Here is a 10,146-nt window from a genome sequence, read left to right as displayed (position 1 = left end):
CTTGGAAAATGGGCGCCAAAAACGCCCGAATGGGCTATTTATGCTTAGCTATACATCAACTGTCGAACCCATGAATATTTGTCCATTGGCGGCTTTTGGGTCTAGCTAAGTCTTTGAAAAATAATAGGCGAAATCACAGGAACTCACCCTGAGGCGAAGAGATGACCATTTCACCCAGAGAAAATGACCATCGAAAGTTCGCAAAAAAATGCCGCCCGAAGGCGGCATGGTCTGGTTCTTGGCGGCAGGTCAGGTCGTGCTGGTCAGTCCATCAGGAAGTAGGAGTCTTCTGAGAGACCTGGCGGCGGAGTTGCGATCAGAGCCTTGATCTCGTCCGGGTCGACGACCACCGCCGCGAAACCGTGCTCCCCCCTCACGCGATAAACGCGCTTAAGATGGCCGAGAAATATCAGCTCGAGAATGACCTTTACCCGCGACCGGGATTTTTCTGCCGACTTGGATAGATCGACGAAGCCTTCGGGCGCTTCGTCGATGGCCGGAAAGTTTGCCTCGAGAAATCGCAGGATCGACTGCACACCCAGACCGTCCACGGCCTTGCCAACCTTGCTTTCGAGGGCGCGGTGATCCTGCACGCGGTTCAGCTTTCCGATCTCGATGAGGATTGCGACCAGCGGACGTGAGGCTCCGAGCAAGTCTGGTAGGCGGCTCACCGGAACGGCATGTTTCACGATGTCGATCAGATCGCGAGCGGCAGTGTAATCGACTACGGGTCGGTTGCTCGCATGTGCGACCTCTTCCTCGTTCAACATGCCTGCCACCTTGAGGACGTTCCGAAGCGTTCTGGCGTCAAGACACTCGGCTTTGGCGATAGATGCCACGCTGGACAGATGGGGATCCATAACCGGCTCTCCAAAAAGCATATGCCCCTTGCGGAGTGGGGTTGTCTCGATGATCACGTCCCTGACCATTGCGCGGATGGGCCCGGGGTCCTTGGAGAGCCGGCTGCTCGAAAGCCAAGCATGCAGCATGCCAAAGGCGGCCCGCGGTGCGGCCCTTTTCCTCTTGGAGACTGAGCTGCGCGCCATCAGGTATTCCCGGATCGCAGAGGCGCCCTGAGACACAATCGGCCATCCCGCGCGCCCCGCCGCATCCCACATGTCCTCGGTCATTTCGGACGCTTTCAGCTCCGGTCCGAAGGCTTCCAGGGCGCCGAGCATCTCGGTCGCGCGAACCGCTTGATCGATATCCTGACCGTCCAACCATGCGGGGCCTGACTGCGCATCCAGACGCTCCATCGTGTAGGCCTGAAGGGGAGAAACGGCGCGCGCGTGATATGGCGCCTTCAGCTCAGTCGCGATCATGGCGGTCATTGCCTGCAGCTCATGAGCAATGTCGTCCCATCTCTTCGAACGCAGGTCCCGAAGAGGGGAGCCGTGGAGCGGGCAAGTCCGAACCGGAGCAAGACGCCAGATGAGGCGGTGACGGATGGTGGCGCCGGGAATGCGTGCCCCAGTCCGATCTTCTTCGAGGCAGACTGGGCAGGCCCGGGTAACTGGACCGGTGGTGAACTCGGCTGCGAACTCGAGCTCTCGCAGCCGGTAGCGCCGCCTACCGATCGCGCTGATCGTGTTGCGCAAAACGGGTGCAGGATCGTATCCCGCCTTGCGGCAGAGGCGCACCACGGCATTTCCTTCCCCTCGCGCAAGCTCCGCGAGGGGAATGCCGAGATCGGTCAGGAACGGCATGACGCGACCTCGGGTGTGGAAAGCAGCCTGCCGCGCTGCCCACGACAGCGGGGTCTCATTGGGGACAAATGGAACCATAGGGAAGAGAGTGGTCATGGGGCTGCCCTCACCGCTTCTTTGATTGAGGACGGTCGTCCTCGTCGTCAGGATCGGTTTTCAGCAGCCAATAGTGCTTGGCGTAGAAGACGTTCTCGGCGGCTGTGCAGGCCTCGTTCATCGCGTAGGCGGCAGCGAAATGCCCGATGTCCAGATCTTCATCGCCGCGCTCGATGGCGATTTCCACGGCCTGAAGCAGCAGTTCCAAGGCTCGCCCGAAACGATAGCGTGCGCCGTGGAAGATACGCCCGATCAGATCCGCTTCGGCCGGCCCCTCTAGACCAACGCGCTGACAATACTGCGCGATGACATCACGGAAACTGTCGCCATCGATCTGCTCAACCAAATCGGGCAGAACCATCGCGGTGAACCGGCGCTTCACCTGGGGGTCTGTGCGAATGACCTTGGCGAGATCTTCCGTGCCAGACAGGACCACGATTACGGCATCTTCCCCCTGCATCAGTGACTTCAGCGCGCGGAGGATCAGCTTGCGGTCGGCGCAGAACAGATCCTGTGCCTCGTCAATCCAGAGAACCGAGATCCCAAGAAGCTGCAGGCGATGGCGGAGATCCTGCCAGAGCGACCAAGCCTCCTTCCGCGGATTGGCGTCGGGATAACCACTTTCCTCCAGCAGCGCGAGCGTCATGGCCTTGAACGTTGCCGGGCTTGGCACCGGACATCCAAGATAGCGCGGCCGCCCGTACTCCCCGTGCTGCAACACGCTGAGTTTGGCCAGCGTGCGATCCATCAGATGTGACTTCCCACTCCCCGGGCTCCCGACCAGCATGACGCCACGGGTTTCCCCGGTTCGCGTGAAGCGTTTGGCGACAGCAGTCAGGTGCCCTTGTTCGTCTTTGGCGAGGAGGCGGGTGAGGTGGGATGCCGCTTCGGCATCGCGAGCGGAGCCGATGTGGAGGTGACGCACACGCTCCAGCGCGTTCTCGGCGGATTCTGCAGTGGTCATGATCAGTCCTCCTCGATCGTCATGTTGGACTTGGGCGAGGTGCCGCGCTCCATCTTGGCCGCCTTCGCAGGTTTGGTGGTTTTCTCAGGTGCCATGGTCAGTTCGGAGGAGCTGGGGATCTCAGTACCAAGGCCCCCTTCCGCCGAACGCAGCTCCTTGGGTTCAACGAACTCGATGCTTGCCAGAAGCTTTTTCTCGTCCCTTGCAAAACGCTGCTCGGACCAGTCCTCCAGATTGAGACCAGCGTTGGCCATCGCTGCATCGTTCCGCGCCTTGATGGCCTTGATGGCCTCACGGACGGCTGCATTGTCCAGGCGGTTTGCCTTCGGGTTGCCATCGCGGACATGACGCACAGCCGTCAGCCAGGTCTGAGCCGCAACGCCCCGCAGCGTCGGATCCAGAGCGGGGACCTCGTACCAAGCCTTGCCCCACAGGACCGAGATGGCGCCGACGTCCTTGGGGTGCCAGCGCACCGCAACCTTTCCGGGGGCCTCGCGGCGCAGGTAATCTTGGATCACCTCGGACTGGTAACGCACGCCCAGGATGGTGATGCCGTTTTTGTCCAGGCGATATTCCCGTTGGTGACCGAAGCACAGCCGCGTCATCTCTGCGTCCGGGGGAGGGGTGACACCTTGATGCTTGGACATCCGGCGCCAGGCCTTGACCGGCGTTTCCCCCCCCAGCCCGTGGTGAGGCGTGTTGTGGTAGATGTCGATTACCCAGCGCAGCAATGCGAAGGTGAAGTCATCCAAGGTCAGAGCGGCGCGCTTCTCGGGATCGGCATCGCCCTTTTCCATGATGCTTGAGAACGTGTGGCCAGACAGACGCGGAGCGAAGTCACTCGAGAAGCTACCGAAGGCCCGCTCAATCGTCCCGCGGTTTTCCGGCACTCCGTTCATCGCCATTTCCCACATCACGCCGAGGTCCTCAGCGGCCATGCGAAAGCGCAGCGACTTGAAGGCAGCCCCGCCATCGAAGACGATCAGCTCGGGCGTGCCGTGCATGTCCCAAGGCGTCAGCGATCCGACGGCATCGGCCCACGCTCCTTTGTCGGTCGTGATCATCTGCAAGAGCTGAACGGCCGCCTCGGAATTTGCGGAACGGCTCAGGACCATGCCAACGATGCAGCGCGTGGCGCAGCAGATTGCTGCTGTCAGCGTCCAGCGATCCTTACGCTTGACCTTCTCCTTGTGGCGCGGGTCTTTCTCGTCGCCCTTGATGTAAAGGCCGATTTGGCGCCTCTCTTCCTCGGTCAAGATGCCATAGATCTCGGTGCTCTCGAGGAGCGTCGAGACGTCTACCGTCCATTCGTCGATCTCGACGCGTTCGAGCGGACGGGTCGCGCTGACGCCATTCAGCACGGGCCGGAACTTCTTGCGCGCGGCGGCTTCGCCATTGCGGGCGACTTCCACGCGAAACGGGTCCAGGGCCCGGATTGCTCTGCGAACAGTCTCGCGGCTTGGCACGTTCAGACGGTCTTCTTTGGCGCATCCCTCGTTACGCTGATCAATTGCCATCCGCACGTTCTCATAGACGTGCTGCATCGTCGGTTTGTCGCGCGACAGATACTTCTGCACTTCCTTCCGCATGATTGCAGTGGCTTCGGGATCGAGCCGTGTCCCCCGCCATCCGCGCTGGTCCATAGTATCCAGATGGCCGATCAGGTTCAGATCGTTGCGCTCTGCAAGCCACCTACGCAGCGTGCGGGGGCTCGGCGCCTCACCCAAGTTCTCGGAGGGCAGAATGCCCATTGCTCCGGAGGGGGCGCGCTTGGACGCCAGTTGCGCCGCACGGCCAACCAGAGTGTCCATGGAGGCTGCGATGGAGTCATCTGTGAATTTCATCAGATTTTCGCGGTTCAGCTCGATTGCAGCCTCGCAATAGGCATCCTTGCGCACAAACCGCCGCAGCGGCCGCCCCGAGAGCGTCGTGAGCGGAGCGGATTGCCTCAACTGGCGCTTCCGCGAGGCCTCCGGGTCGAAATAATCACGCTCGACACGGATACGGCCAAGGCTTCCCAGGCGGGCGAGATCGCTATGCGAGAACTGCTGGCAAAAACCCGTCTCGTCGTCTCGCGTCAGGGCGACCCCGACTTCGGTTTCCATGTGGAGGCGGAAAGCCATGCCGTCGATGGTAACACGGTCGAAGGGGCGGAAGGCGTAGCGGGCGTTCTGAGAACTGAAGGAGAGGTCCATTTTGAAAGTCCTTTATCGGTGATTGGAGCTGCAAAAGGCAGCAGGAGAGAATGCGGTGGCCGAAGGGCACCGTCTGGGTGGTTGGTGAGGGATGTGTCGTCAGGGGGGGGGGGGCGGCGCTTTTGCCTTCAGTACCTCAGTCGTAGAACGTCGCTTCCGGCCCCTGAGCCCGGCGCGGTCATGCGGAGAACTCCTTTGTTTTGAAGACCAGGCTGCTGTGGGTGATGCGCTCGTGGTGCAGCGTCTGGAGATGCCCGGACCTGATCAGCCGAACGAGTGCACGGAAGCCCATGCCGTCGAGACGGGTCTGCTCGACAAGCCGGCCGATCGCGACGACACCGGTCATCTGACCGACGACGTCCTTGGCAACGGGATCTGCGAAGCAGTCCGGTCGCCGAACGGAATGGAAAAGCTTCGCGTTGTAGAGTTCGGCAGGGCAGATGTCCCGCTCAGTGAACAGGCGGAAGTCATGCAGGACACCTTGGTCAATGGCCTGTTCCTTTACCCTGACCAATTGGGCCAGATATGCGTCTTTCACCCGCGCCAGAGGCCGCACGGCATAGCCGACAACGGTCCCGTCGCGCTCGGTGGCCACGAGGTCGATGTAGTGCTTGTGGATTTCGCCGTCTTGATCGAACCAGTCGAAGCGCACCTGTTCAACGAGGTCGATTACTTCGGGCCGCGCCGCCAGCAGTAGGCTAGCGTTTGCTTCGTGGTGGCTTTCGACTCCCACGCGACGGCCAGGGCCATCGCTGCCGGGGCCGGAATTCAAGACGATACCTCCGGTGAAGTGTTGGGTCGAACCGACCTGGGTGGCACGGTCGCCGAGGCTGAATTCGGGAAGGCGGACGCCGCCGCCGATGGAAAGGTCAGACATGATTTCTCCCGCCCCGAGAACATGGCTGTCTCGGGCTATGACAATCTTTGAAGTTTGCGGAGTGCCGTCCTTGTCCTGAGGATAGCGAAATGCTAACCGGCAGGTGCAATACAGGGATCGGGCTTTCGCACGATTCATCTGGGCGCCAAGCGCCTCGATCTGGTTTTGGGTGTTCGAGCCTCTTTGGACAGTTTCTTCCGATGAGCGCCTGTATCCTGGTTGGAACTGAGTGATCAGAACCAGATCAGGAGATCAGCCGCATATTCGGGAACTGCCCATAGGCGCTGTCTGCACAGGGTGTCCAGACCGCCGGGATTGCGGGATTTCGAGGCCTGAATTTTCGCAAATTCTGGCCTCAAGATCTGGAATGCGCCGGACTCCCATTTTTCGCGTCAGGTCGAGGCCTTGCGAAAAATCGGATTCCGTGTGTTCGTTATCTCGCGAAATACGGGCGATTTTTCCCTCAAGATGATGATGTTTTTTCATTTTCATCTGGATAACTCTGTGGATAGTCGAGAAAGCCGCCCGATTTGGCTGAGCAAGTTTTGAAATTTCTCTGATTCAGAGAAGCAGATTTCGCCTGTGATTCGGTCCGGCGGGCCTGGAAGGCGACCACATTCCGTCAGGTCGCGCCGCTTCCGGTGAGCTGGGCAAGCCGTATGAACAGCGCGTCCGATATGATTGCGCGCCGCTCCCACCCCGGCTCCTCCCAGGAGTTTGGGGGGCGGCCGAACCGAACCGTCAGATCCCCATCGCCGGAATGATGCGAGAATACCGCATGTGGGCCATGTGAACTGACCTCAACCGAGACCTTGGCAGAGTTGAAATCACCTTCAGGTCCGCCGAACCCTACTTCGAGCCAGTGCCCACAGAACGCCCCAAACGTGCGGAACAATTCGAGGTCACCGGCAGGAACCCGGTTCAGGCCGCGGAACAGCTTGCTTCCCATCCCTGAATCGAATTCGGCGACCCAAAGAAGATCGTCGCCGCGACTAAGGTGCCCGTCTTCGAAGCGCAGCAGCGAAAGCTCTCGCACGGTTTCAGGCGCGTCCTTGGTTTCGAGCCCCATGACCAAGGCAAGGGTGAGGTGAAAGATATCTTCACCCGTCATATCTGCCGCGGCTCGTCCCCGCCCCCCCGGAGTGCGAAGTCCGGCGCGCGCCATGGCACGCGTCATCGCATCGACCTTGTTGGGGTTGAGTTTGAACTGCTGGGCGAGCGCCCGCACCATTTCCCCTTTCGTCGCCATGGAAGGTGTCCTCGGAAGTGTCGTTACAGAGTTTATAGACCGGCGGCGACTCATGCGTCAAGTTTACGGGAAAAGATTTACCGAAAAATTTGCGAACTCGGATGTGCTGCTTGAGAACGGGTCGCGACAAGACGTGAGCATAGTGCCTGTGCGCACTCTCTAAGCTGAAAGTTGCTGGCTAGGCCCCCTCGAAGCCCATCGCCTTAATCTCCCGGTGCAGCCGCCGGGCCGAAAGTCCCGGCTAGGCCGCCAACCTGTCGACCAGGTAGTTGCGGTAGTTCTCCCCCAGGCCCTCTTCCGGCTCGCGTGGCCCGTAGGCCGGCTCCTCGAGCCCGCGATCGAGGTATTTCCTAACCGTCTTGCGATCCAGCCCAGTCTGTCGCGCGATCGCGCTGACGCCGAGGCCCGGCCGCTTCAATTCCAAGATCATTACGATCTCCCTCAGTTCCACCACCTGCGCGTCCTTCCCTTGGCATCAGCAGGGGTAATTCTGCGCCGCCGATGGTCCGGCGGGCATGCCCCCCCCCCCGGACCGTCGGCACCAGCACCAAACTGAGGAAATTTCATCCAGCGCTTTTGGGGAGATTGCGTCCAGCACTCACACCTCCGGCCTCGTCTTCGCCGATCACCGCGGTCTTCACCGCCGTTGCCAGAAAGCTCGTCACCATCGCAAACGCACTATGCAAAAATGGTCAGAAATGGGCCGCCCTGGCAACCTAACAGATACTGTTGCTAGCAGCTGCTGACCGTAGATCACGAATAGATGACCCCGCCGTTACAACTTTAGATTGGGAAAATAGTAGGATTGCCAGTACCGTTCAATTTCCAGTGCCTAGCTTGTTAGTATAGATTTCAGGAAATAGCCACGCGAAGCGGCTTTTCCTTTCGAGGTGCCCATATGCAGATTGACAGTAGCGCTGGATCGGCTCCCGAAGTTAACCGAAAAGCAAGAAAAAAGCTAATTGTGTTTACGTACCGATTGCCGCTTTACATCGGAGCCTTCACATTTTTCGTGGGTTACTTTTTTTCGCATATTTGGACCCACAGTCTCTCATCCTCGATATTTTGGTTTTCTTTTTCGCCTGATGCGCTGAATTGGTTTCAAGCCAACCAGTGTCCAGCACCGAACGTTGTCGCAACACTCCTGGTGCTCGATCGAATTTCATTTCCCGTTGCGATCCTTGTGTTTGCCTTGCCGTTCATACCATTATTTTCACAACGACTTCGATATGAATTTATGTTAAAAAGTGCGGCAGAGATAAAGCCCGGCGGCGAGCGCGTATATGGAAACAAAAGCGTAATTAGGGGCTCGATATTTAGCTTGCTATTGTCAGTGTTTTTGCTTTCTGAGATCGCGTTCCCCAACTCAATAATATTCCTTGATCGTGCCACACCAGGCAAAGCGTCAGCGCTTTTATGTTATTTTCCAAATATTTTTACAGCCGCGATTGCCGTTGTCGCGAGTGGCGGGGCAATGTTTCTCGGTTTTTCAGTTGCTTATGGTGCGGCATTGGCTTGGAAAGCTATCTGTCTAGATATTAGACCGCGATGAGCGATCATTAATAAATTGGGGGTGTCCGCAAACCGTGTTGGTCAGCTATGCGGACGAAGGGGACGCTGAGTTTTCGCTACTGGAAGCACCCCTGCACGGGTCGCAAACCAAGTTCCTGGAAAAACCGCAAAAGGTAGCCATCAGGGTCGGCCACGACGAACTGCCTGTTCCCGCTCTCTTCGGCACCGACTCGATACCACTTATCCTCGACGGGGAGGAAAAGGTGGTAGTTGCTCCGGGCAAGGGCTTCGACGAGCGGCGCGATCGAGGGTACACGGATCTGGACATTCAAGCCCTTCCCAAAGGGGTAGCCGGCAGGGAGGTGCCCGGCGTCGAAGGTGCGGCCTTGTCCAATTTGGTCGATCATCAACTCCGCCTCCCCCAAGCGGAGATAACAAAACCCTTCCTCCACACGCTCATAGGCGCATTCGAAACCAAGGAGATCGCAATAAAACGACTTCGACTGTCAATCGGCACCGAATATTGGCTCTGACTCACTTTTGATGCGGGCCGATCGCGGAGATAGCTGCCTTTTCTGACGTGATATCAGAGGGATGTGCAGGATGCGGCAGTTAGATTTGAGAAGCTTGCTCCCGGCTGGCCTTGTCGTTGATGACGTCAGCACCAACGATGACGCTATTCAGGTCTTGGCCCGCTCGACCAGCGCTTCCGCATCCTGTCCCTGCTGCGGGTCGCGGTCCCGGCATGTCCACAGCCATTACCGTCGCCATCTGGCGGATTTGCCGGCGCATGGTTTCGAAGTTGTCCTGGTGGTCGATGTTCGCCGCTTTCGGTGCTGCTCTCCCCGCTGCCATCAGTCGATATTTTCCGAGCGTCTCAGGCCTGACGTAGCCAGGCCCTGGGGACGCCGCACGGCGCGGATGCAAAAGCTGGTCCGACGAGATCACCCTGCTGGTCGCCGAACTGTCCCAGGCCAGCGCCGAGTTCGCCGCTCTCTGGCAGACGAACGAGTTCGGCGACCGCGACGACGGTGTCAAGCGGCTGCATCACGCAAGGCTCGGCCTGATCGAGCTGGACTTCGCGACCTTCTCGGTACGCAGCCGCCCGGACCTGACGATGATGGTCTACACGCCCGCCACCGCCGAAGTCGCGACCCGCGTTCGAGCCTTTGTCGACGCCGCGCCGGAGTCTTGCGCCCGCCATCACTCGCACAGACCCGCCGCGGAGGCCTAGCGCTGCGGCGTGCCCTGCATCGCGGCTGACGCTCCTTAAGCCGGCGGACAAAATGCGTGATGGAAGCAGTCGCTGGATTCGAGGCGCGGCACTTGCAGGAAACGGCTTCCCAATGGCGTAAAACGCATCAGGCGCGAAAATTTCGCACAGTCTCCGAGAACCGACGGGCAGGGCCTCCTGCATGGATACGTAGCCCTTACGTATCCGCACCACGTAGATCCGTGCCCGAATATGCGTAGGAACCCCAATACTCCGCCGTCCGCGTCGCCCATAGCCTGATCGTGCGGGCAGGGGTCCCGGCGGCGTGGCCGCC

9 protein-coding genes and 1 pseudogene are annotated in these 10,146 nt (G+C 59.5%); 4 read left to right on the top strand and 6 right to left on the bottom strand.

Annotated features, from left to right (window positions below):
- Positions 1 to 263: 263 nt before the first annotated feature.
- The 6 genes from CVV76_RS22880 to CVV76_RS22855 form a co-directional block, all read right to left on the bottom strand.
- Positions 264 to 1,802 (bottom strand): TniQ family protein, encoded by a 1,539-nt coding sequence (locus tag CVV76_RS22880; protein WP_102227004.1) that lies wholly within the window; start codon positions 1,800 to 1,802, stop codon positions 264 to 266.
- Between the two features lie 10 nt (positions 1,803 to 1,812).
- Positions 1,813 to 2,766: a TniB family NTP-binding protein gene (locus CVV76_RS22875; RefSeq protein ID WP_102227003.1), complete on the bottom strand. Its 954-nt coding sequence runs from the start codon at positions 2,764 to 2,766 to the stop codon at positions 1,813 to 1,815.
- A gap of 2 nt (positions 2,767 to 2,768) precedes the next feature.
- On the bottom strand, positions 2,769 to 4,961 hold the full coding sequence (locus CVV76_RS22870) for a DNA-binding domain-containing protein (RefSeq protein WP_102227002.1): 2,193 nt from the start codon (positions 4,959 to 4,961) through the stop codon (positions 2,769 to 2,771).
- Positions 4,962 to 5,139: 178 nt separating this feature from the next.
- A complete protein-coding gene (locus tag CVV76_RS22865) occupies positions 5,140 to 5,838 on the bottom strand; it encodes a PDDEXK family nuclease (RefSeq protein WP_102227001.1) in 699 nt (232 codons plus the stop codon).
- A gap of 622 nt (positions 5,839 to 6,460) precedes the next feature.
- A complete protein-coding gene (locus tag CVV76_RS22860) occupies positions 6,461 to 7,087 on the bottom strand; it encodes a hypothetical protein (protein WP_102227000.1) in 627 nt (208 codons plus the stop codon).
- Positions 7,088 to 7,328: 241 nt separating this feature from the next.
- Positions 7,329 to 7,517 carry a helix-turn-helix domain-containing protein gene (locus CVV76_RS22855; RefSeq protein ID WP_146010368.1) on the bottom strand — a complete coding sequence of 63 codons (189 nt, stop codon included), beginning with the start codon at positions 7,515 to 7,517 and terminating at the stop codon, positions 7,329 to 7,331.
- 468 nt (positions 7,518 to 7,985) lie between these two features.
- Here CVV76_RS22855 and CVV76_RS24810 point away from each other — a divergent pair, with 468 nt between their 5' ends.
- From CVV76_RS24810 to CVV76_RS25720, 4 genes and pseudogenes are all read left to right on the top strand, one after another.
- Positions 7,986 to 8,639: a hypothetical protein gene (locus tag CVV76_RS24810; protein WP_146010367.1), complete on the top strand. Its 654-nt coding sequence runs from the start codon at positions 7,986 to 7,988 to the stop codon at positions 8,637 to 8,639.
- 37 nt (positions 8,640 to 8,676) lie between these two features.
- On the top strand, positions 8,677 to 9,132 hold the full coding sequence (locus CVV76_RS25050) for a hypothetical protein (protein ID WP_158243226.1): 456 nt from the start codon (positions 8,677 to 8,679) through the stop codon (positions 9,130 to 9,132).
- Positions 9,133 to 9,193: 61 nt separating this feature from the next.
- Positions 9,194 to 9,424 (top strand): annotated as a pseudogene (locus CVV76_RS25725) (transposase family protein); the annotation flags it as partial.
- Between the two features lie 118 nt (positions 9,425 to 9,542).
- Positions 9,543 to 9,833: an MmyB family transcriptional regulator gene (locus CVV76_RS25720; RefSeq protein ID WP_158243227.1), complete on the top strand. Its 291-nt coding sequence runs from the start codon at positions 9,543 to 9,545 to the stop codon at positions 9,831 to 9,833.
- The last annotated feature ends 313 nt before the right edge of the window (positions 9,834 to 10,146 follow it).

Source organism: Acidimangrovimonas sediminis (assembly GCF_002871005.1).
In the GTDB taxonomy this organism is placed as follows: domain Bacteria; phylum Pseudomonadota; class Alphaproteobacteria; order Rhodobacterales; family Rhodobacteraceae; genus Acidimangrovimonas; species Acidimangrovimonas sediminis.
This window is presented reverse-complemented; position numbering and strand designations above follow the sequence as displayed.